This window comes from Haloimpatiens massiliensis, assembly GCF_900184255.1.
In the GTDB taxonomy this organism is placed as follows: domain Bacteria; phylum Bacillota; class Clostridia; order Clostridiales; family Clostridiaceae; genus Haloimpatiens; species Haloimpatiens massiliensis.
This window is the reverse complement of the sequence record NZ_LT854640.1, coordinates 302,897-326,293: the sequence shown is the minus strand read 5'-3', so window position 1 is coordinate 326,293 and position 23,397 is coordinate 302,897. Positions and strand designations below refer to the sequence as shown.

Annotated in this window: 23 protein-coding genes, 1 pseudogene and 1 riboswitch; of the genes and pseudogenes, 2 read left to right on the top strand and 22 right to left on the bottom strand. The window is 31.2% G+C overall.

Annotation, left to right across the window (positions count from 1 at the left end; genetic code table 11):
* Position 1: 1 nt before the first annotated feature.
* From C1715_RS09705 to C1715_RS09690, 4 genes and pseudogenes are all read right to left on the bottom strand, one after another.
* A pseudogene (locus C1715_RS09705) lies at positions 2-442 on the bottom strand (SufBD protein).
* Positions 443-512: 70 nt separating this feature from the next.
* Entirely contained in the window at positions 513-806 is a 294-nt protein-coding gene (locus C1715_RS09700; RefSeq protein ID WP_180964043.1) for a GNAT family N-acetyltransferase, read from the bottom strand.
* Positions 766-1,023 carry a GNAT family N-acetyltransferase gene (locus C1715_RS09695; RefSeq protein WP_102400298.1) on the bottom strand — a complete coding sequence of 86 codons (258 nt, stop codon included), beginning with the start codon at positions 1,021-1,023 and terminating at the stop codon, positions 766-768. Before C1715_RS09695 ends, C1715_RS09700 begins: the two co-directional genes overlap by 41 nt.
* Before the next feature lie 186 nt (positions 1,024-1,209).
* Complete coding sequence (locus C1715_RS09690) at positions 1,210-2,100, bottom strand: GNAT family N-acetyltransferase (RefSeq protein WP_102400297.1); 891 nt, start codon at positions 2,098-2,100, stop codon at positions 1,210-1,212.
* A 459-nt stretch (positions 2,101-2,559) separates the two neighbouring features.
* On the opposite strand from C1715_RS09690, the gene C1715_RS09685 reads away from it, so the two are divergent.
* Together C1715_RS09685 and C1715_RS09680 are read left to right on the top strand one after the other, a co-directional pair.
* Positions 2,560-4,530, top strand: coding sequence for a S9 family peptidase (locus C1715_RS09685; protein WP_102400296.1), 1,971 nt, complete (start codon positions 2,560-2,562; stop codon positions 4,528-4,530).
* Between the two features lie 145 nt (positions 4,531-4,675).
* Positions 4,676-5,242: a cupin domain-containing protein gene (locus C1715_RS09680; protein ID WP_102400295.1), complete on the top strand. Its 567-nt coding sequence runs from the start codon at positions 4,676-4,678 to the stop codon at positions 5,240-5,242.
* A gap of 728 nt (positions 5,243-5,970) precedes the next feature.
* On the opposite strand, the gene C1715_RS09675 is transcribed toward C1715_RS09680, so the two are convergent.
* From C1715_RS09675 to C1715_RS09600, 18 genes are all read right to left on the bottom strand, one after another.
* Positions 5,971-6,114 carry a hypothetical protein gene (locus C1715_RS09675; RefSeq protein ID WP_180964042.1) on the bottom strand — a complete coding sequence of 48 codons (144 nt, stop codon included), beginning with the start codon at positions 6,112-6,114 and terminating at the stop codon, positions 5,971-5,973.
* Positions 6,115-6,148: 34 nt separating this feature from the next.
* The gene (locus tag C1715_RS09670) at positions 6,149-7,318 is read right to left on the bottom strand and encodes a phosphoribosylaminoimidazolecarboxamide formyltransferase (RefSeq protein WP_102400294.1); all 1,170 of its coding nucleotides are present in this window, start codon (positions 7,316-7,318) and stop codon (positions 6,149-6,151) included.
* A 51-nt stretch (positions 7,319-7,369) separates the two neighbouring features.
* A riboswitch (ZMP/ZTP riboswitch) is annotated at positions 7,370-7,451 on the bottom strand.
* 157 nt (positions 7,452-7,608) lie between these two features.
* Entirely contained in the window at positions 7,609-7,986 is a 378-nt protein-coding gene (locus tag C1715_RS09665; RefSeq protein WP_102400293.1) for a type II toxin-antitoxin system death-on-curing family toxin, read from the bottom strand.
* On the bottom strand, positions 7,983-8,156 hold the full coding sequence (locus C1715_RS09660; protein WP_102400292.1) for a DUF2281 domain-containing protein: 174 nt from the start codon (positions 8,154-8,156) through the stop codon (positions 7,983-7,985). Before C1715_RS09660 ends, C1715_RS09665 begins: the two co-directional genes overlap by 4 nt.
* A 647-nt stretch (positions 8,157-8,803) precedes the next feature.
* Complete coding sequence (locus tag C1715_RS09655; protein WP_102400291.1) at positions 8,804-9,928, bottom strand: radical SAM protein; 1,125 nt, start codon at positions 9,926-9,928, stop codon at positions 8,804-8,806.
* Between the two features lie 353 nt (positions 9,929-10,281).
* Positions 10,282-12,414: an oxidoreductase gene (locus C1715_RS09650; RefSeq protein ID WP_278320136.1), complete on the bottom strand. Its 2,133-nt coding sequence runs from the start codon at positions 12,412-12,414 to the stop codon at positions 10,282-10,284.
* 63 nt (positions 12,415-12,477) lie between these two features.
* Positions 12,478-13,719, bottom strand: coding sequence for an IS701 family transposase (locus tag C1715_RS09645; protein ID WP_102399572.1), 1,242 nt, complete (start codon positions 13,717-13,719; stop codon positions 12,478-12,480).
* Between the two features lie 97 nt (positions 13,720-13,816).
* The gene (locus C1715_RS09640; protein ID WP_102400290.1) at positions 13,817-15,058 is read right to left on the bottom strand and encodes a hypothetical protein; all 1,242 of its coding nucleotides are present in this window, start codon (positions 15,056-15,058) and stop codon (positions 13,817-13,819) included.
* 776 nt (positions 15,059-15,834) lie between these two features.
* On the bottom strand, positions 15,835-17,514 hold the full coding sequence (locus tag C1715_RS09635; RefSeq protein WP_102400289.1) for a recombinase family protein: 1,680 nt from the start codon (positions 17,512-17,514) through the stop codon (positions 15,835-15,837).
* A 61-nt stretch (positions 17,515-17,575) separates the two neighbouring features.
* Positions 17,576-17,737: an SHOCT domain-containing protein gene (locus C1715_RS19395; protein WP_180964041.1), complete on the bottom strand. Its 162-nt coding sequence runs from the start codon at positions 17,735-17,737 to the stop codon at positions 17,576-17,578.
* Between the two features lie 68 nt (positions 17,738-17,805).
* Positions 17,806-18,957 (bottom strand): Ig-like domain-containing protein, encoded by a 1,152-nt coding sequence (locus tag C1715_RS09630; RefSeq protein WP_146005382.1) that lies wholly within the window; start codon positions 18,955-18,957, stop codon positions 17,806-17,808.
* Positions 18,958-18,966: 9 nt separating this feature from the next.
* Complete coding sequence (locus tag C1715_RS09625) at positions 18,967-19,230, bottom strand: hypothetical protein (RefSeq protein WP_102400287.1); 264 nt, start codon at positions 19,228-19,230, stop codon at positions 18,967-18,969.
* Positions 19,230-19,538 (bottom strand): phage head-tail connector protein, encoded by a 309-nt coding sequence (locus C1715_RS09620; protein WP_102400286.1) that lies wholly within the window; start codon positions 19,536-19,538, stop codon positions 19,230-19,232. The genes C1715_RS09625 and C1715_RS09620 overlap by 1 nt, the downstream gene beginning before the upstream one ends.
* Before the next feature lie 8 nt (positions 19,539-19,546).
* On the bottom strand, positions 19,547-19,687 hold the full coding sequence (locus tag C1715_RS19390; protein ID WP_180964040.1) for a hypothetical protein: 141 nt from the start codon (positions 19,685-19,687) through the stop codon (positions 19,547-19,549).
* A gap of 73 nt (positions 19,688-19,760) precedes the next feature.
* Positions 19,761-20,591 carry a phage major capsid protein gene (locus C1715_RS09615; RefSeq protein WP_102400285.1) on the bottom strand — a complete coding sequence of 277 codons (831 nt, stop codon included), beginning with the start codon at positions 20,589-20,591 and terminating at the stop codon, positions 19,761-19,763.
* A gap of 18 nt (positions 20,592-20,609) precedes the next feature.
* The gene (locus C1715_RS09610; RefSeq protein ID WP_102400284.1) at positions 20,610-21,227 is read right to left on the bottom strand and encodes a DUF4355 domain-containing protein; all 618 of its coding nucleotides are present in this window, start codon (positions 21,225-21,227) and stop codon (positions 20,610-20,612) included.
* 117 nt (positions 21,228-21,344) lie between these two features.
* Positions 21,345-22,100 (bottom strand): minor capsid protein, encoded by a 756-nt coding sequence (locus C1715_RS09605; RefSeq protein WP_102400283.1) that lies wholly within the window; start codon positions 22,098-22,100, stop codon positions 21,345-21,347.
* A complete protein-coding gene (locus tag C1715_RS09600; protein WP_102400282.1) occupies positions 22,072-23,367 on the bottom strand; it encodes a phage portal protein in 1,296 nt (431 codons plus the stop codon). The genes C1715_RS09605 and C1715_RS09600 overlap by 29 nt, the downstream gene beginning before the upstream one ends.
* Positions 23,368-23,397 lie beyond the last annotated feature (30 nt).

The window sequence follows — 23,397 nt, the reverse complement described above, 5'->3', positions numbered from 1 at the left end:
GTTATTTGATTTTCTTTAAGGAAGATAAAATGTCTTTATATACCAATGTTCGCATACTATCACTATATATCTCCATATCTGCTTTCATTAGAGCTTCTCGGATACATTCAACCAAGTCCGGTTTATATCGTGCAATACTGGGCAATGCCTTAATACATTGTCTTGATGTAATTGGCTTTTCATCTAAAATGTGTTTTAAATAATCATCTATAATTTCATCAATTCTATTTTCTGTATCCCACTTAGCATTAACAGATATTAAGATAATACCTCTGGTTCTGATATATCAATTACTATTTTCAATCATTTCAGCGAACTTATCAAAAAATTCATAGACAGTGTTAGATTTTTCGCTTTCAGTTTCTAACATCTGTAATGCTTGGTACGCAACTTTACTATCTTTAGAATATAATCTTTCAATCAATTCTGCAATGCTTTCCATAATTTCACCTTCTTAAACAAAAATTTCAACCTATAAATTAGAATTTACTTATATAATGAAATATTTAGTGTTAATCTAAATGTAACTTATAAACATGTGATTCATAGACTATATTTTCTTTAGGCTGTTTAAAGCTACTTTTATGGTCTATATGCATTCCACATTTTTCCATGACCTTCCCAGATGCAAAATTTTCTATAGCACACTCTGAAATAAAATCTACAATCCCTAAACTATATCCAAATTTAATAACCGATTTTACAATTTCAGTAGCATAGCCTTTACCCCAGCATTCGTGTTTAATTGAATAACCTAAACCCCACTCACCTTTTTTTATTTGTAGAACCGAAGCAACAAGTTCCAATAATTTCACCAGTATCTTTTAAAGTTGCAACTGTTAAGTAGCCATTATTGTTTTTATTATTCTTACATATAGCTACAACCTCTTCTAGTGATTCAACAGGGTCACTCATATATTTTTCATTCTCACTATTACTCCATATCTCCCAAACATCTTTAGCATCATCTTGTACAATATCACGAAGACTTAATCTTTCAGAAATAATATTATCTTCTAACATATTAATTTATCCCCCTTTTTTATTTGAACAATATAGAACAATTGCTCTTAAATTATTATGTAACTACCCCTGTGGTACTGCCAGAAAAAGGCTATATCGGAGCTAATGACTTTTTCTGGTTTCTATGGCTAAATGGTATCCTATTTCTGCTAAAAGATACACACCAATTTAAAATAAAATCTACACCTATCTTTTTCTCCACATTGTAGATGTAGAAAATGGGTGCAATCCAATACTGTAATAGAATTGTTGTGATGAACCCACTATTGCTTTTTTAGCTCCAAGTAAATTTACTCGTCTAATTCCTTCTAAAACTGCACACTTCCCTAATCCTAGCTTTCTATAAGCTGGATCAGTTGCCACAGGCTCAATAACAGCAAAACCAGCTTTAGATTCATACCACATACCACAATAAGAAACAAAATTACCCTCTGAATTAACAACTGCTACCTTTAAATTTAAATCTACATTAGGCCTTATCATAGATGCTTTTATATCTTTCTCATGTTCCTCTGTAAATTTAACTTCTCCTTCACCATTAAGCTCATGATTAAATCCTTTCCATAGTACACGTTCATATTGGTAAGGATCAAAGGTTTCCTGCATAGTAGTTATATGAAATCCTTCAGGTAGGTTATATTCCATTGAGGTTTTATCTGTATAAAAAACTGCATCATTTTCCTTTTCCACTGTTGCTATAAAACCTTGTCTTGCTACAATATCTTGAAAATATACATCAGCATCTCTTATAACAACACCAAATTTATCATCCTTTGAAAGATTGTCCTTTGCATATAACAATATTTCTTCTTTTAAATAATCATATTGTGGTAAAGTTAAACAAAAAGCTACTCCCAATCTACAATCAAAAGTTGCCAAACCCACAATACCTTCTTCATTTTCCCAAATACCAATTTTACCTACTGATAACTTATCTAGATATGAATGTGTAGTCATCCAGTCCCATCTTGCATACGTAAATTCTGAGTATCCTAATTTTACCAAGAATTCTCTAACCTTATGATAATCATCAGTAATTCCTGCTTTGTTTGTATAATTTCTAAACTTTATAATCATATATATACCTCCCATATACCCTAAAATAAGTTATATACAGTATTAGTTTAAATCATTCTAATACTAAATCAAAGATAAAAAATATTTCTATATTGTTTTTTACACTAAAAATTATTACCTAATAAAAGTATTATTCAAATCATCTTTTTGTATTGTAATTGTTAAAAATCCATTTATTGATAAATCATAATTTATTAGCAAAACAAATTGTATTACAATTCGTTCACGTTTCCCGAGGGATTTTCCCTCCCAGCAAGGAAAGATATATTTGAAATGCATTCATACAAGCATATTAGTCAGTAGTCAAGAGTGAAATAAACTTCTATTATTATCAGTACATGCTGATGCAAACATGTCTAATAATATTTTATAAAGAGTCCCAATGTCTTTATAAATATGGTAAAATAATAGAAAGTTGTGAATTATATGGATATTTTCACATTATAGGAGGGTTGATTTATGAATAAAAACAAATATATGACAATTGAAGATGTAGTTTCACTGCCATGGATGGAATCCGTTAGTATTAGCCAAGATGGCATGTATGCTTCCTATGTAAAAAGAACTACTGATTGGAGGGACAATGCATATAGAAATCATATATGGGTATATGAAAAGAAAAGCAAGATACACTATCCAATAACTACTGGAAAGAATGAGAGTAATAATCCATTGTGGAATCCTAAAAATAACTACTTAGCTTATACCGCTGAGGTTGGAGAAAAGGATGAAGAAAGAGCTCAGATATTTCTTAAATCCTTTGATGAGCTGAATGGAGTTCAGATTACCAACAGTAAAGAGGGCATAAACAGGTTTAGATGGTCTCCCGATGGTAAAGGTATTTTTTATACAACCACAGAGGAAGATTCAAAAGAGCTTAAGAGAAGAAAAGAAATTTATGGTGATTTTGAATATATAGACAAAGAGTATAAAAACCATTCACTATATTATATTAAAATAGATAAGGTATTAAAAGAAATGAAGGAATCAAGAAATGCTCCTAAAAATATAGCTGAAAATCATAAAGAAGAGAAAGCTAAGGATTACGCAGTTCAGCTAACTAACCCAAAGGATTTTCATATATCGGGCTTCAATATCTCACCTGATAGAAAAAAAATTATATTTGTAGCTACTCCAACAAGCAGCATAATAGATGATAATACTGATTTATGTATTCTTGATATAGAAACAAAGAGTGTTACAAAATTAAAGGTTACCGCAAAGCTAGGTTCCTCTGTATCCTTTTCACCAGATGGAAAAAAGGTAGCATATCTAAGGGCACCAAGGGATAAAAAATATTATGAGACAAATGTTGAAGAAAACTATGTATTAGAGATATATGATTTAGATAAAAACAAGATAATAAATAGTTTTAAAGAATTTGACGCAGGTATCATAAAATTTAAGTGGACAAGTAAAGGTATATTTGCATTATGGCAGGATAGAACACGTATATTAGCGGGATTTATTTTAGGAAATGGAGAAACAAAGCTTTTATGCGATGATGCAATATGCCTTATTTTGGATACTGCAATAACTTCAGATGGAGAAAATGTTGCATATATAAAGATAGCAGAAAATGAAACCTGTGAATTTTATTTAAATGAAAGAAAAATTACTTCTGATTCTAAGGCATATGAAAATAAGCTTTTAAGTCGTAAGGAATTGGTTACATGGGAAACAAAGGATGGTCTTGAGATTGAAGGAGTATTGTCACTTCCTCAAGATTTTGATACTAAGAAGATTTACCCTTTATTAGTTGTAATACATGGAGGACCTACGTGGGCATCCTTCCCAGTACACAATATGATTAGAAACTATCCTATTGAGCAATTCATAGAAAAGGGATTTATTGTATTAGAGCCAAATTACAGAGGTAGCTCCGGTTATGGAAATAAATTCCTTACTGCGAACTATAGGATGCTTGGAATTGGCGACTATGAGGATGTTATATCAGGAGTGGACATGCTTATAGAAAAGGGCATTGCAGACAGAGAAAGAATTGGTGTTATGGGTTGGAGTCAAGGGGGATATATATCTGCCTTCTGTGCAACCTACAGCAATAGATTTAAAGCAATATCTGTAGGAGCTGGTATAAGCAACTGGATTACATACTATGTAAATACGGATATTACAACATTTACACGAGAATATCTTGGAAATAATCCTTGGAAGGATAAAGAGATATATGAAAAGACATCGCCTATGACCTATATAAATTCAGCATGTACACCAACACTAATTCAGCATGGGGACAAGGATGGAAGAGTTCCAACTCCAAATGCATTTGAGCTATACAGAGGCTTAAAGGATATGGGAGTAGAAACTGAACTTGTAATATTCAAAGGAATGAAACACGGTCCAACAAAGCCAGGTCTCCACAGAGCCATTATGGAACAAAACCTAGATTGGTTTGTTAAGCATATTTAAAATACAAAAGTAAAGGAGCGTGAAATTCATGAATTTTTAATTTAAACACTTTAATCTTGCGATTATATACTTTCTGTAAATAAAAGCACCTCCTCTAAACCTTAATCATAGGATAATATTATAAGTCTATGAAAGGAATGATCATATGTATAATGCTTACCAAACATATCCTTGCCCTTATTATATGAATACATTATGGTATAATTCAGACATTATGTATAATGCTTACAACATGTACCGCTGCCCTTACTGCTTTGATGCACCAATGTATAACTCAGACTTTCCAAAAATTCAATTGAAAGATTATGGACCACACCCCTTTGTAGTTAATATTGAAGAAGCTACTAAACAAAATAATAATTTCCGTACTGCTTTATGGACGGGAGACCATTTGCAACTTACCTTAATGAGTATCCCTGTTGGAGAAGACATAGGCTTAGAGATTCATCCTAACCTTGATCAATTCATACGTATTGAAGAAGGTCAAGGCATTGTTAAAATGGGCGATAGAAAAGATTACTTGAATTTTCAAGAAAGAGTCTATGATAATTTTGCCTTCATCATACCTGCGGGTAAATGGCACAATCTAATCAATACAGGTAATAAACCAATTAAATTGTACTCTATTTATGCACCTCCTCAGCATCCACACGGCACAGTTCATGTAACTAAAGCTGATGCAGAAGCTGCTGAACAACACCCTCCTAGATAAATCAGGAATTTACCTTAAGTGAACTTGCTTGCCATTGAGTGGCAAACTAGCTTAGTTCCCTAAGTTTGGCGTACTTAAGGATAAACATAAAAACTAAGTAAAAATAAAATGTGATAACTTAAATGCTAAGCTATCACATTTTTTCACTCTATGTTCCTATCATTTATTAAAAATGGCTCATATATGCTTATTAGCAAACATAAGCTTCCAGTTTGTATCACGTCACATAGGATATTGTCAGAAAAAATTTGCACTCCTAAGGTAGGTAGTCTTTGTCGCATCTAACACGACATTCCTTGTGTTCTGCAATACGACATCTGCGTTCACCATAATAAATATAAAAGAATAAATAAAAAACTAAATATATTTATACTAATTTCTAATCACTAATTTTTAAGTAATTAGCTACTAGAATGAATAAAAGTATAAGAACAATACAAAGATACCTAAGAACCCTAAAAGATTTAGGCCTTGTTATAATAAAAAGACGTGGCTCTACCAGTAACCTATACATATTGCCAAAGAAACTTAATAAAAAAGTACCGAAAACTGCCCCAAAAATACAAGAAAAATGCAACGCTTTTAGGGTTGCATTAAAAACTAGAAAAAGTGACTCTAATAAAGATTCTGTAAATAATGACCATACTAGCTACAGAAAAAGCTGTAAATCCAATACCTTCAACGACTACACTCAAAGAACATATGATTTTAGTAAGCTAGAGCAAGCATTAAATTCTTCCTTCAACAGCACTATTTTCAGACCAATCTCCCATAAATCGTATTACGTTTTTTTGCCATATGATTTTTATTAAGTTTTCTTCATCTTTATGCTGAAAATCACGAATAATTAATCTTTGTGTTTCTATTAACATATTTCATACCCCTCTACAAATTACCAATTTTTCTTTAATGATGAAATAATCTTAAATTTGAAAATGCCATAGTCATATCATATTCATTACATGCTTGTACTACAATATCATCTCTTATGGATCCACCAGGTTGAACAATATATTTTACCCCACTTTTAGCCGCTCTATCAATATTGTCACGGAATGGGAAAAAGGCATCAGAACCTAATGAAACTCCATTTAAAGTTGAAAGCCATTGATCTTTTTCTTCTCTAGTTAATTGAACTGGCATTTCTTCAAAAATATCATTCCAACCTTCTTTTTCACTTTCAGTTACATCATCCCTTAAAAATTGATCTATAACATTATCAATATTAGGACGTTTTATACCTTTCTTAAAAGGTAAGTTAAGTACTCTAGGGTGCTGTCTTAAGTACCATATATCAGCCTTCGAGCCTGCAAGTCTTGTGCAATGAACACGAGATTGCTGTCCAGCACCGCAGCCAATAACTTGCCCATCAAAAGCATAACATACAGAATTTGATTGGGTATATTTAAGAGTAATCATAGCTATAATTAAATCTCTTTTAGCTTTTTCTGGCATATCCTTGTTTTCTGTTACTATGTTATTTAACATATCATAATTAATTAAACCATCATTTCTATTTTGTTCAAAAATTACACCGTAAACATCTCTAGTTTCAATGCCTTTAGGTTCATAATTAAAATCCATTTCTATTATGCAATATTTACCTTTTTTCTTTTTCTTTAATAATTTTAAGGCTTCATCTGTATAACCTGAAGCAATTACTCCATCTGAAACAGCTCTACTTAAAACTTTAGCTGTAGGTAAATCAACTACATCACTTATAGCGGCCCAATCACCATAAGATGACATTCTATCTGCCCCTCTAGCTCTGGCATAAGCAGCCGCTACAGAAGATAATTCTATATCTTCAACAGCATATGATTTTTTTAATGTATCATTTAAAGGAAGTCCTACTGCTGCTCCAGCTGGACTAACATGTTTAAAAGAAGCCGCTGCCGGCATTTTCAATGCTATTTTTAGTTCTTTAACTAATTGCCAAGAATTAAATGCATCTAGGAAATTAATATATCCTGGAGTTCCATTTAATATTTTGAATGGCAAATCTCCATCTTTTGAATATATTTTAGCTTGCTTTTGTTGTGGATTGCAGCCATATTTTAAAATAAATTCTTTCATTATTAATACCTCCATAAAATAATTTTTAAACGCAAAAAAGCCTGAGTAAATACTATTTACCCAGGCGGTCGATACAATTTTCGGATTATGCTCCCTATGGTTAATTCCATTTCCGCCAGTTACATAATCTTTTTTTATTTTAACATACAAAAATTGCTATGTAAAGACACTGCATTACTCTGCCTCAAATTATGTGCATTTTCATATGTTACGACCCCTAGATTACTACCAGAAAAAGGTTATAACAAAAAAATTTAAGAATAAGACAGTAACTATTTGCTATCTTATGCTTAAATACTATGGTTTAATATCCACTGTTTTATGTCATCTTTAGAAAAAGATCCATTAGCTACATTAAGTCCAAATTCAATTAATTCTGTTTGAGAAAATTTTAAGTTGATTTTATTCATTCTACATAATACACCCATAACTATAGTTCCAACTCTTTTATTGCCATCTTTGAATCCATGGTTATTTATAAGTGAATACGTTAATGCTGATATTTTATCTTCTACAGTTTTATTTAAATCTTCACCGGCAAAAGTTAAAAATGGAGTTTCTAATGCACTTTCTATTAAAGACATATTATTAATTCCTGTTTTTCCTCCATGTTTTAAAATTGTTTTGTTATGAATGTACATTAAAACTTCTAAACTTATCATCTTCATTTAGCTAACTCCTTTAAAGCTACGTCATTTTCTTCTATAAATTCATCAACTAACTTTTTATGCTCGTTATTATTTTTTTCTTTTAGATATTCTGCAAAATCTATAACTTCTGATAACATATCTTCTGACATATCCTTAGATAATTCTATAAGTTTTTTTGCTAAAGACATTAAAATCACTCCTTTCCATGTATTATAATATAGTCCGTTGCAGAATGCCACTACCATTGATTTTAATATTTTTTAATGTTTTAATTATATATTTAACTTAAAAGTAATAGCAAACATAAACTTCTAGTTTATATAATGACCCCTGGCAGGTTGTGCGAAAATCAAAATTGCTTGCAAGTTTTTAGTTTAGCATTTTATTTTTGATAAAAAAACCAAAAATGTGCCTTTAAAATAGTTTTAAAAAGTCTTATTTTATTAATTTAAGATAAAACATAAGTTATTTTTGAAAGTTAATTATGAAAATATTGCATTGAAAATAATTTGCGCACAACCTGCTGGAGTACTGCCACAAAAATATTATAGCGGAACAAGGGACTTTTTCTGATTGCCAACTATAAAATAACCTTTTTCTTTGGCCTTTTTTATTTTCCCACAACAATCCTCCGATAAATAACACTTTTATTATATTATATCCTAATAAACTTCTAATATAAACCCTTTTCTATATGTCCTTCAAAGTAACAAAAGGACTCAAAAGATTAGCCCCCTTATAAAGTTTAATAGGTTCATTTAGATTAGCAAACATAAAATTCTAGTTTATGTTACGACCCCTAATGCGCTGCTAAAAAAAGGTTCATCTCATCATTCTAAAAAATCAATTCTCCTGGTTTATAGCCAGAAGGTAATTCTTCTTCACTTAAAAATTTGAAATTGTCATCACGTAGTATTGGCAAAAATACTTCATATGGTATCTTAGAAAACTCACAAGTATAATTACTGGCTCCAAACCACTTACCCTCTTTGCTACTTAAATTTAAATCTCTGGCAAACTTTGTATGATTTGAGCAATCATGAACTGCTAAATCCCAGTTTTCTTCATCGGCTATTTTCATGAATTTCAGAGTTAATTCCCTACTCCAAATTGGAGAAATATAACCATGTCTGGAAATATACATATTTTCCCCATAATAATTGTCTATGTTGTTCTCATTTAAATGTAATTCTGCACAGTTTATAAAATCAAGTTTTGTATCTAAGATTGCTTGCTTTTTCTTAAAAAATGCTTCGAAAAACTCAGGAGTCATTGGAGTTTCAATTCCTACATTTTTAATATATTTTTTCGCTATTCTAATATTTTCAATAACTTTGTCTGAACAATTAGAGGCACCTAGGTTGAAACGCACCTCGTCGAGACCGGCTTCACCTAACGCTTTCAATGTCTCTTCTGTAGCTAAAATGCCATTTGTATATAGATGTTGATGAATTTGGGCATCACTAAATTTCTTTATAACCGAATAGTACTTTTCAATTTCCATAAATGGTTCTAAATAAACGTAGGAAATTCCAGTAGGTTTCTGGTGTATGGAAAGAAGTAAATCAATATCCTTCTCATAAAATTTTGTGCCTCCGATTTCCCACATACCTTCACCAATTGGAGGAATATCATCTAGTTCTCCATAGTTATAACAAAACTTACACTGTATGTTACATTTGTTGGTTTTCCTAATTGCACTCAAACCAGTTCCTAAGAGACAAGAACGACATCCCTTAGAAAATTTGCTGTCATTTCCTACAAAAAAAGTTCTATTCTCTAAGGTTTTCAAACCTTTAATTTCCGACATTAACATATCATTTCTATAATTGATTGCTTCCTCAATTTGTGCAAAGGTAGCATAAATGATTTCTTGTTGTTTTATCATAACTTCCTGCTCTTCTGGTAACATGGAAAAAAATTCAAACCATGTTAACGCATCTTTCTTCGAAATTTTCATAATGTATCCTCCTCTAATTAATCTTCATAAAAAAGTCAATCTATATCTTCTTGCTTTTCTTCTGTATCTCTTCTCTTTTTTATTGAGATTTCCGCCTATTTTTATCCCTATAACTCTTTGATGATACATTATTCGAACCATTATTTCAAGCTTTTTATCTTGTTTTTGGTAAGTGAAAGGGGCTGTGGCGTTAAGAATAAACGCTACAATATATTATGCTAATTTTTAATTTGCAAATCAACATATTGTATGTAAATTCCCTAGTGCCACAGCCCCCTTAGCAAACATAAAATTCTAGTTTATGTCACTTTTCCTAAGGTCGTACCAGAAAAAGTTATATATTTATGTCCATATTAAATTTCTACTGCTAATGCATAAGCACTTCTTACTGCATCAATTACTTTTGCTGGTTTAAGTGAATCTCCAATGCAGTAGATTTCTTCTGCAATATGATTTTTAAGAGCCTTATAATACAGCTCATTCTCTGATTTGAATCCTAGCGCAAGCAATACAAAATCAGCATCTATTGAAACCTGTTTTGTTTCTGTTCCAGATGACTTTGCCAGTGGATTTTCTGTATTCTTAGGAAGTAATGGAGTCCAGCTCATATAAGGGTCTGGTAAGTATTTACTAGTCTTTTTTGCTGCAATAACCTTGCCATTCTCAAACTTTTCAACACGACAACCATTATATAAATTCACATTATCATTTAATCTTAAATAATTCAATAAATGTCCACGATTAGCTGTACATACACCTTCCATAAAATTATCTGCCATTTCTAATACATCTACTTTTTTATTATTTTCATAAGCTAATTTATATGCAGTTTCAACTCCTACAACACCACCGCCTATAACTACTATCTTCTCTTTTCCATCTAAAATAGAAGCATCTACAAGGGCCTCGGTAGCCATTGCATAAGGAGTATTTTTTAAACCTTCAAATGGTGGAACAATATCCCTTGTACCATTAGCAAATACCATTGCATCAAATTGATCTTTTATTAATTCCATATCTACCTTTGTATTAAACTTCTTAATCAAGCCATATTCCTTTGCTGCTTTATCAATCTGACAATTAAGATAAGAAACATAATTCTTAATATCAAATTTAACCATTGGAGCACCACCAGATATAAGCTTACCGCCAACTTTATCAGTTGCTTCAAATAAAGTCACCCTATGCCCCTTTCTGGCAGCATTAATAGCAAAAACACATCCTGCTGGACCAGCACCTATAACAGCTATATTTTTAGTTTTTTCTGTTTTTAAATTCTTAGAATACTTGTCCTCAAATCCACATCTTGGATTTACAGCACATTGAATATGTCCTCCTTCTACAAATTCATTTACGCAGCCATCTTGACACCCAATACAAGGACGAATATCTTCAATTTTATTATTATATAATTTATTTGGCCAATAAGGATCAGCAAGTAGCGGACGTCCTAACATTACCATGTCAGCCATGCCATCTCTAATTACCTCTTCTGCCAAATCTGGATATCCAAGCTTTCCTACTGCAACAATTACTACATCTTGACCTTTATTGGTTTTAATATTGTTTTTATTAAAATAATCCTTTGCAGCCTTAGATATCAATTTAAAGCAGCCTGCTGGCATTCCTGCAGGTGGATGTGGTAACCACCAGTTATCATAGCAACCAAGATCCACATCAAAGCAATCAACCCCTGCTTTCACTAAAGCTTCCATAAATTTCAATGTGTCGTTAATTGTTCTTCCATTTGTAAATTTGCGCATTGAAGGCATCTTTTCAATATCTTTGTAAGTTTCGTTTAATGCTAGGGATAAATCTATTCTATACATAATTGGATAATGTGGACCTACCTTGTCCCTGATTGCCTTAACTAAATCTACCCCAAATCTATAAGGATCTGAATATTTTCCCATCTTACGACGATTAAATGCTGGATTAGTCATCTGTTCTAGCAAATAACCTTCATGACCATGTAAGTATACACCATCAATACCCTGACATTTTGCATCTAAAGCAGCCTGTGCTCCATTTTTAATAATAGTATTCAATTTTCTATCAGAAAGACGTACACATGGAATAGCTGGAATATAAAAGTTCTTATTCCAAGATGCAGAAACTGGTAATTTTTTGTCATTTATAACACACATTGGTGCACCAACCCTACCAAGACCTGGTGTCAATTGTATAAATATTTTTGAATCATATGTGTGAACACTTGTTGCTAAATCTCTCCATCCCACTAAGTTGGTTCTTGTTTTATCTATTCTTGGAAAATAAGATAATTTCCCAGGTTCAGTAACTGTTGGATCTACTCCATGAGAAATTGGAATTAATCCTGTAGTCAAAAGTCCAGTGCCACCCTTTGCACGTTCAGTAAAATATTCAATCATCTTATTATTAGGACGTCCACTTTCTTCGCACATTTGTAAATTTCCCATGGGTGCCATAACCAATCTATTTTTAATTTTCACAGTATTTATGGTAATTGGAGAAAAAATATTGTTAAAAGGCTTTAAATGAGCAAAAACACTTACATTATTTTACATTACTTAAGCACACTTATTGTGTGATAATTTAAGAGTATCAAAAATAGCATTTAAACTAACTCCTTTTTTATATTGAGAATATACCCAAGCAATTACTTCTTGTTGGGATTGTTTACGAGCTATTTTTAAACCTTCTCCAAATTTAGAACAATCTGTGCTTATGCAACAAGTACAATAAAGATAAGTCAATTGAGTTAAAATCCAAAATCTCTTTATGGCTTTTTCACCACGAACTTGATAATTATCAAAACCTAATTCCATCTTATTTTGACGGAAAAATACTTCAATTGTCCAACGTTCACGGTATTGAAAAAGTATTTCTTCTGTTGTGAGATTTATATCTGTTGATATAAAAGATTTTAATGCTTTTTCATTATAGAGAGCTTCTTTAGGATAACTAATAAGAATTACAACATTTTTAAAACCATTGATTTTGCCCTCATATCTATAAACATAGTAAGAGTGCTTATTCACTGTTACGAGGTGAAAGTCTTCCTTGTTTATAGTTTTGGCAAAACCATTAATTTTATGATTCATGCGCGAGCACTTTGGGTATATAATTCTATTAGTTTTTAACGCTCCTATATATTCAAAGCCTTTTGCCTTTGCTGTTTTTATAATTATTTCAGCACTATACCAACTATCCCCTAAGACGAAACCTTGAATAGGTGGTTCGGGTAATGAAGATATTATATTTACAGCAATATTAATCTTAGTAAATTTTTTATTGTCTTTATCGACTTTAGTCTTATCATAAAGCGTTAGCTGATAAGGAATTGTAACATCGCCACATTGTAGTAAAGCACCTACAACTTGGTGTCCATAGACTTTTTTATTTTCTAAATGTGATTGATGAAATTGACACTTTTCTATAGGATTTTTAGCCCGTGACGAAGGCTTTGTCTTCTTACAGATAGTATCATCAATAATCACATAAATAGGCTTTCCTGTATCACGAGATAACTGCCAAATTTTATTAACTGCGAACTTTTGTAATGCTCTCAAAATATAATCTTCATTCCATGGGCTTTTGGATAAAAATTGACCTATGGATGTTCTATAAGTACTCTGATAGCAACTTTCAGCTATATGAATAACTTTGCCATCATACCCACGACCTACGGCTGCAAAGATAAATTCACAAACATGTTTTAATTGAGGCAGTGTTAAATATAATGATAATCCAAGTTTAATTATGAAATTGTTAATCTCTTTATTATATGGTATATTATTTTCTGTAGACATTTATATTCATCCTTTGTTTATGTTTTCTGACAGAAATATAATACACTAGGATATTATGAATGTCTATTTTTATTCCATAATTTGTTATGAAATTTGCTCATTTAAAGTTAATATTATTATCATTCTCAAGGTCATAAGTTCTACATACTAAAACCATAGATATTTTTTTATTTCGAGCTTGGTTAAGCTCTTTCACTTGCTGTATTATTTCTGAACACACAATCAACGCATCTCTTGAATGTGATTGTGTCCATCTCAAAGCATCTAATTGGTCAAGAATAATTACAGCATTCTCATTTTTAGCTATACCGTTTAGTGTATGTGCTATAGAATCTGGTAATCCTAAATCCATTCCCCATTTTTCAGCACATCCGCTAGGTACTCTTTTATCCAACTTTATAGCTACATATGGAATTATATTTTTTTCACAAAATGAAACAATTGCTTGAGTACATCCACTCTTTCCTATTCCTGCTTTTCCATGAATGATTATTGATTTTCCATCTTTTATATTATCAATACAAAATTCAAATTCACTTCTTGGTAACAATTGTCCACTGACTGGACTAAATACTTTTTTATATTCCTCATTTAGTTCATTCATTTTTGTAACTATTTTTCCTCTTAACGGAATAATTCTAGAGGACATATAAGCAAGCGAATTATTAAGAATTGCTTCTATCTCTTCGATATTTTTGTCAGATTCTATAATATGATTATATTTATAAAACAACTCAGATTCTAGTTCAATTTGAATTTTAAAAGCCCTATAACACGCTTTAATCTGTTTCTTCATTAGATCTCTAAATTTTAAAACTTCTTCTTCTTTTATCTCTATAACCTTTTCAATAACTCCAATTAATTCATCCCAATAATTATCACGATTAAATTCGTAAGTATCAATGAATAATTTATTATATTTATTTTCTCTCTGCATATCCTTTTCACAGATTTCTTGCTTTTTATCTTCACGCAATGTATTAGATATCTTCCATCTGCTAATAAACCGTTCTTTACCTTGAGTCATATTCTCAACAGCATGTTTCACTGCAAGTCTAGCTAAAACGCTCTCAGCAAATTTGCATCTTTTATAATTAGCATAAGCTTCATTTTCTTTACTTTTTTTATTAAAGTACTCGAATACTTTTTTTATTTCTGGAGCAATACTTGCTCCCAAAATTGTAAATGCAGTTGATACTCCTTGAACAAATTCTATTCCACAAATTGTGCCTGCTACAATAACAGAACTAGCTAATATTGCTGCTCTATCTAAATTTTCATTCTTCCCGTTAATATATTTAATTAATTGTTTTAATGTTTCCTCTTTATATGTGTTCATAATTTATTTCCTTTCATTAAGATATAAATTACTTAAATACTATTAATTGATTTCTTAAAAATAACAATTCATTATAATATTCTACAAACTTCTAGCTATACCTTTTAAATATCAGTAAATATTCCAATATATTTATATATTATCATCAACATATAAAATAAACATTAATTTACCAATATGCAATCTTATAAAACACAAAAAGACCATGAAGTTTCAGCCATAATAGCTCTTCATGATCTTTCTCTACTTTATATTAAATTTACAACAACATATCCCCCTACACCCTATCAAATACCAACTCTTACCTTAACACCACTAATTTGCTTTTTATTCTTAAAATCATCACCTTTTGTGTTAAAGTTAAAAAAGCTGGTAAAGTGCATAAATTTAAGGATTATAAGGTATCTTCTGTACTCCCCCAATAAACCCTGACGAAAATCCACCCCTCCATCCCGCATTTCTCGGTCAATTCTAATAAAGTTTGACAAAATCTATTAGGAATAAGGACTATGTTTCACCTTAATTCTATCATCCTTAACTCCTATTAAGGCGTAGCCGAAGCCTACCATAAATCTCCTTATAAACCTACTAAAACCCTTGCTATATCTTCCCTTAACCATAATTTAATCTAATTCAGAGCATGAAAAAAGAGCTGAGATTTTGCTCTCAGCTCTGGTTTTTTGTTTAATCTTTTATCTGTAGATAATTCCACCCCCTACGGGGATTCCGTCAAGGTTTAGTGGAAATCGCCAGGGTTTAATCGGAATCGGTATGGTTTAGTGGGTGGCTACAATTCTCTTAGTTAGGCTAACCACAGTTTCCACGTGCGCTGCGTGTTGTTTACTACCATAAGATTTCCCTTCATACTCCAAACCATTCTCAAGTATGAATACAAAATGGTCTGGAGCTTTTATAATTACCGTCTTTACTACTGCCTTAAATATTTCATCATCGAATTCAGTTAGCAGCTCATCACTACTATCTAATATTTTCATCATGGCTTTTAGCCTTTGTTTATAATCAACTTCTTTGATGTGTTCTTCTTCAAACTTTACTCTTTCGTCATTCAATTTATCTATTTCAATTTTTATCCTTGTGTACTCTTCATCATAGTACTTCTCATCTATTTTACCCTTTATTTGTAATTGTATCAATCCTTTTAAGTCTTGCTCCAGTTCAGATATTTGCTTTACCACACTATTTATTTTATCTATATTCTTATTTCCAGCCAATATTTTTTCGATATTCTTCATAAAGTTTTTAATAAAAGAACCTTTGTCTTTAAGCATATCATTATACACTTTGACAAAGGTTTCCTTTAATATTGTATCGCTTACTGCTTTTGAATCACAGTTCTCAATACCCTTTATATAATTGTTGCACTGCCACATAATCTTTTCAGATTTAGTTCCTGCATTCCATTTTCTTCTTTTTAAAGTTCTTCCACATTTATCACAATACAGCTTACTTGAAAAAGCATATTTATTGGTATACTTACTTCTATCTTTAGGATCATTACCACACGTTAGCGAGTATCTTCTTTTCTTCTCTAGCTGTACTTGTTTCCATATTTCTTTTGAAATAATCGCTTCATGATTGTCTTCTATCATATACTGTGGCTCAAGATTATTATTCTTTACTCTCTTATGCGATAGATAATCTATAGTAACCGTTTTTTGTAAGAGCAGGTCTCCTTTGTATTTTTCATTACTCAATATTTTACTAACTGTAGAACCATACCATGTTTTGCCTCCAGCTACAGTTATAATTCCATCAGCAGTTAATCCTCTAGCGATAGAACCATATCCCTTGCCATCTAAATACTCTTTATAAATCCTTCTTACGATTTTTGCTTGTTTTTCATTGATAATTAAATTTCCTTCATCATCCTTGTCATATCCTAATAATCGATTGGTATTACAAATTGCCACACCATCCTTAAATCGCTTTTTTATCCCCCACTTGGAGTTTTCAGAAATATTTCTGCTTTCCTCTTGAGCAATTGAACTCATCATAGTAAGAAGCAATTCTACTTTAGGGTCAAAGGTATATATGTTTTCTTTTTCAAAAAATACTTCTATGCCTTGATTCCTTAGCATCCTTACATGGTTTAAGCAATCAACTGTGTTTCTGGCAAATCTGGAAATAGATTTTGTTATAATCATATCTATTTTACCCTCATAGCAATCTTTAATCATTCTATTGAAAGCTAATCTATTTTTTATGTTTGTACCACTTATTCCTGCATCAGCATATACATTAACAAATTCCCATGCTGGATTTTCTTTTATGATTTTTGTATATTCATCTACTTGAGCATTGTAACTTTCCATCTGTTCCCCTGAGTCCGTACTTACTCTACAGTAAGCACAGACCTTTTTCTTAACAGTATTATCATCTTTTTTTGTATTATCAAATTTCTTAATTGGTTCTATTACTTGAACATTCTTTGCCATAAAATTTCTCCTTTCATATTGTTTCAACCTACACACATATTACAATCACTACTACCATAAATCAAGCAATTTTAAGGCTTTCAGCCTTTAAAAATACTCTTCTATTTTCTTTATCTATCGCATCAAATTCCTCATCTGAAATCATATGATTTGCTTTTAATTTTTTTAACAAATGTACACTCATCAAATATTCTACATTGCTATTTGATTTCATTTCTACCATCAACATCGCCCCTTTTTAAATTTGTATTACCAATAAAAAAAGACCTACTAGATTAAAACAAGTAAGTCTTACCATAAACTTTTAAGTTCTATTAACACTTCTATTATTTCTCCACTTTCATTACTTTCAGCACTTAACTTTAGTTTTTCAGGATAATGATATTCCTTATGTTCTATCTCACATTTATATCCATCAATAACCCTAAATCCATATTTGGAAGTCGGTACACCATTAGGATCAAGAGTAAATATATAAGTATCATTTTCATCTGCAATAATTCCATTAATATACTTCTCTACACCGTAATATTTTTTGTTAAATTGAATTGAAAAATCCTCATAGCTTTTACCACTGCCATCTGTATAGGAACTCCACATTTTATAGGTTATTATATCTGGCAAGCTCTCAACTACTTCCAATTGAATACTAGTTTTTATACTTGGTTTATCTTGAATAAATACCGATATAATGACATTCCCTAAAGCGAGTCCATCAACAATACCATTATTAATAAAAGCAATAGAATCATCCGAAGATTCCCATGCCACTATCTGACTTGTATCCTCTTCTCCATTTTTCTTCACTGTAGCAGTAAATATAAAATCCTTGTCCAAAGCTACTTGTCTATTTTCTTCATTAATTTTAATTTCCCATATAGCAATTTTATCCTTATCAGCAATTTCATTTTCTCTGTCATCATTAGAGCCAAATAAATCCTTTTCACAATGGAGGATATTGAGACCTATTCTACTTTTATCAACTCCCACAACGTTCCATGCTTTATCCATTTTTATAAATCTCATATCTGCATCAATTTTATTTGAAATATCATCAGATGGAATAGTTACTTCTATTTTCCCATCTTCAAAATTCATATATTTTCCTTCTTCTATCCCAAAACTAATGCCTACAATAATAGTATCCAACTCACACAGCACTTCATCTATAACCATCTTTATTCTATAATTACTCTTTCTCATCCTTGCTCTGTAGGAAAATTTACTTTTATCAATTTCACTTATTATAATCCATTTGCTTCCTTGATACTCAATCGTTTCTCCTGTCCGAATTTCAAAATCAGTTCTTATAAATTTATCATCATAAAAACTAATCTTATCTCTTGCACCCGTAATCAAAGCTTTTTTAAGCTGTTCTTTATGTTGAACCTCTTCTCCTTTTTCTTGAAGTAGAAATTCTAAATAATCATCAATCTTTTTCAATTCACTCACCTACCCGCCACATTCGTATATGAACAATTCAAGATAATCACTCCATTTTTTAATGTCCATGACCTTATATTTAATTCCTTCAATCTGCAAATAACTTTTCTTATTAATAGAAGGTTCTCGGTCACAGAATATCCTATTTCTAATTTCAACCTCTATACCATCTTCAAATTTCATCATCTTATCAAAAGGCTGTAAATCTCCCATAATTGTTTTGACCTCCACTAAATTTTTATCGAGCACCTTTATTTCTGTATCATAAAACATTAATAGCCACCCACCTTTATTTTAGGTAGTGGCAAAGCAGTTCTAATATTTTCAGGAATTCCAATCTCAAAGCTAACACTTCTTTCTCCTTCTGTTTTCTTGATTACTCCTGTATCATTTCTGTTCTTATATAGATAAATTGCAAAGTCAACAATAGTTGCATCGTATTTCTCTGATAACTCTGTAACATTGCAATATGCCAATATAATCTGTTTTGATTTCTTAAGAAAATGATTAAGAATACTATCTTTCGAAGTATCCCCTTCATCCATTTCTAAAAGTTCTTTCATTAATATTAAGCTATCCATATCGTCACCTACTTCTTAGTTGTAGTCTTTGATTTTGTTTTCTTTTCTTCAAATAATTCATAATTTTCATCTTTAGAAAGTCTTTTTATAAGCTCCTCATCTGTAACTTCCCATTTTAATTTTGTTTCTTTATTTACATACCAAGCCATACAATCTGCTCCTTTCAATATTAAAGGGATGTACCAAATGGCACACCCCTAATAGTTTTATTCTATTTTCACTCTATGCTTTATTAGCTGTAAGAACTGCAATCCCTTCAGGTTTGACACATTTAGCACCATAAACTTGAAGACCTTTAATCGCATCACTAAATTGAGATTCTGGTCTATAAGCCTCTACTGAATCTACTTGACCTGCAAATGAAATTGCACTCTTATGACCTGCTATAATCTTATATTTTGTTCCTGTAGTATTTGGAACATTATTGGATTTATAAACTGCCATATTATCAATATTGCCCACAAATCCTGTTCTCATCACATCCATTTCCTTTGTAAACCTTGGATCTTTTACTAAAAGTCCATAGAACCAAGCAGGAACAACAGCAAATCTATTGTCTTCTGGAACATCGCTTTCATCAAGAATTACACCTAAATCTACTAGATAATCATAAGCATCACTTTTAGTTGGAACTATAGGAGTTGTATCATCTCCAATTGTATTTCCAGCCTTTACTTCTGTATAAAACCCTGCAATATATCTATCAGCAGTATTAGCAAGTCCAAATGCAGCTTCCTTAATTCCCTCTTCCAGCAAGTCTACATTCGCCTGAGCTTTGTCAATATCATCTACCTGAAAATTAAAGTATTTTGCTTGGTCTATAAGAAGTGTTCTTTGCTCTGATGTAAGCTCCTCTGGTTTCCCAATGCCTGTAGATTTATCATAATCACCTATAGTCACAGCTCCTATAGAATTGATTTTGACACTTGAACCTTGTCCTTCTATTTCTCCTTCATAGTCTGTATTGACACAATTTCCATAAACTAAATTTCTTTTAAATCCTTCATTTAATCTCGCTGACCATATTGTTGGTATAAAATTTTGTACTGACATAATATCACCTTTACCTTTCTATTTTTTGTTTTTTAATAGTTCTTTTACACTGTTCCAATTTTCATTGATTTCTTTTTGTGACATAGTTTTGATAGCATCTAATGTAATGTTTGATTTCTTTTCACCTTTTGGTGGTGTATAGCCGTCACCTTTCAATCGTTTCTCAACTTCAATTTGAACCGATTGACTAAATACTGATTCAAGCACAGATAGATTCTTCTCTGTAACCTCTTCATTTTCAGCAATAAAAAAATCCACCAAATTAATTGGTAGATGCTTTTCATTAGCTATTTTGATGGCTTTATTTGTAAGAACTTCTCTTTGCTTTTCAAACTGCATTTTTTCTACTTCTGCTCTAAGTTTTTCAACTTCTATATCCTTTTCATCCTTCTCTGGAAACCTCTTCTTTACTTCTTCATCAATCATCTTTTCAAGATTATTAGTTTTCCATGTTTCAAGTCCTTTTGATAAATGCTTATCCTTAACTGAATCAATCCAGCTTTTAGCATTCGCATCTGATTCAATAAAACCTTTCACACCTTCAACAGTCAATGGATTTAACTCCTGAAGATATGATTTCACTTCCTCTGTTTCCTTGTTTTCTTCAATAAAATTTTTTACTTCTTCAAATTGCATAATATTTTCCTCCTTGAATTTGCCCCTTTGACTCTTTGAACCAAAGACACATTAATTTTGGGTATAAAAAAAGAACAGTTTAATGTCTTGTTCAGGACAATTAATTTTTAGTATTCTTTACACTGGAATCCAGCAACACTGACATAATACATGAACTGGTATTTCTGGTTTATTTGGATCATTAACTTCAAATACACTTCCATCCATCATCTCACAATAAGGACAGGTATTTGGACATAAAGCTGATGCCCACATAACTTTTTCAATGGTTGCTTCATCAATAAATATTTTAGTTTGTACTGCATCAAAAACTCTTCCTTGTTCATTCATTAATAATCTATAGCTTTCATAATCTGATTTATCAAATACTTCTTTGATTATTTCAGATGCTTCTCCCAAAGTAGAATTATTAAGTAGTACCTTATCAAATGCTGAATATAGCTTGCCAGCAAGTTTTCTCTTATTATTTAAAATTCTATTTTCAAAGCTATCTCCCCTATAATCCTTAAATATTATTTCATGAGTGAATACTGGATTTAATAATATATTTTTATCACCTCCAATCACATCAACGTGTTTCTCATAAGCATTTTTTACAATATCGTCTAAAACATTTTCATCGATTTGCAATTCTTCTTGTGCTAATGCTTTTGTTTCCTTTATAACCTTCTGTTCTACTTCACTCAATATTGCTTTCCTTTGAAATCTATTAACTGAGAACCTTCCATCTTTAGAATAGTTCTCAAAATAATCCATTAATAATAGAAGAAACACTCCTTTCAATCGTTTATGTCTTTGTTTAGCTTCCTCAGCTTCAGCATTTGCTTTTTCTATTGCTTCTTTTTTAATTTCTAGTATCTTTTCCTTCAACATCTACTTCCTCCTTCCATTTTTCAAAATCAATTTGATTCTGTTCTACTTCAAATTTTGAAACTTCAAGCTTAGGATTTTCTACAAATGGCAATAACGTCAGCAAGGTTTCTTGTGAGCATACATTTTGAAGCTTTACAATTACATCTGCAAGTCCTACTAAATCAGTTGGAAGATTCCTTGTAAATTTTATTGCCACATCTCTATAATCAAATTGTGTACCTTCTTTTTTAGACAAAAAAATAAAAAGGTTCTTAAGCCTCTGCCTAATTACCTTTTCCATAATCGCCTGTCTCATTGCCACTCTATTTTCAAGATTTAAAAGTTTATTTCTAAGTGCTAGTGAAGATGTGTTACTTGCCCAGTTTTCATTGAAATTTACTTCATCCATCATGTCATAGATTTTTCTTTCAATATTCTCTAACTCATTTTTCACAAAGGAATCATTAATATCTTTAGTAAGCCATTTGACTGCTCCACCTTTTGGTACTTGAATGATTCCCATTGATTTCATTTTAAGTAAATCCTCTTCTTCAATCTTTGCATTTTCAATGACTAGATAGGCATTTCTATGATCTGCTATTTCATTACATAAATCTGAATTAATAGCATTATAGGCATCTAATAATGAAATTACATCTTGAAAACCACTACTTCTCTCAGTATTTGCTGGACATACTATAACAGGAACTCTTCCAAATATATGGTTATGCCTTCCTATTTCCTTTAGACCATTTCTATTTTCTACTTCATAATGTATAATCTCATTATCTGTATAGACATCCAAATACGTCTTACCATCAAACTGTTTTTTAAATTTGTTAATGGCTAATAATACATTCCTATCTGCTGTACCATCTTCTAATACATAAAAATTCAGTGGATTTAAAACAGTAGAACAAAACTCTCCATCTTGATTAATATAATTCAATTCATAGCTCTCTCCAAATATCTCACTTTGTTTTCGAAGTACAATGTTGTGTTCCTTATCCCAATGGCTCATATTTTTATCAATAGCATCAATAATAGCTTCATCATCAGTTTTAGACACAAAATTAACAGGCTTACCCAATAGATAGCCTGTTTCATTATCAACGAATTTTCTAGGGAAATTAAAAACCAACTTCATATTGCTCCTACTATCTTGCATGGCATACTCTTTCAAAATACTATGTTTGCCTTCATAGTAGTCTCGATATGTTTGCTTAGATAGTGCTGTTTTTTCAAGTTCCTTTAAACATTCTAATATTAAATTTTCTTTTACTTGCAAATTATCAGCTCCTTTTTTATATTTTATTGT